This window comes from Polaromonas sp. P1_G2, assembly GCF_056405515.1.
Map to the genome: position 1 here is coordinate 1 of NZ_JBFUBY010000902.1, position 516 is coordinate 516.

Sequence of the window (516 nt, forward strand, 5' to 3'; positions counted from 1 at the left end):
CTTCTTGAGCGCGTCGAGCGCCGCCTTGGCATTGTCGAGTTCGCTGTCAACAGTCATATTGCCGGGATCGCCCGCACTCTTGCCGAAGCCCGCGAAATCGATCCGCAGCGAGGCTATGCCCTTTTCGGCCAGGGCCTTGGCTTCGCGCGCATACAAATTGCCGACTTCATCCTTGCTGCTGGCAAAACCATGCAGCATCAGCACCGCCGGAACCGGGCCGCTCTGGTCGGGAATATAAAGCGTCGCCGAAATACCGCCGTCGAGCGTCAGCGATGTCTCGCCTGCATCGGCAAGCGCCGGGGCCGCGATGATCACGCCTGCCGCGAACGCGGCGTACGCGATTCCCCGCCATCCACCCGCTAGCCGCTTGACCGCTTCAATCATTGCATTCTCCAGTACGCTTCAAAATCGCGCGGATGCTAGGGGCAATTTCAATTGGTTACAAGGCAATTGCGGAAATTATCGAGAGATTGGCGCCCAACAAAAATGCCTCCGGAATGTTCCAGAGGCATTGTT

1 protein-coding gene is annotated in these 516 nt (G+C 58.7%); it reads right to left on the bottom strand.

What is annotated here, in order from left to right; translation table 11 throughout:
* The coding region (locus AC1D0P_RS28250) for an alpha/beta hydrolase family protein (RefSeq protein ID WP_477679760.1) at positions 1 to 384 on the bottom strand (384 nt) is incomplete at its 3' end.
* Positions 385 to 516 lie beyond the last annotated feature (132 nt).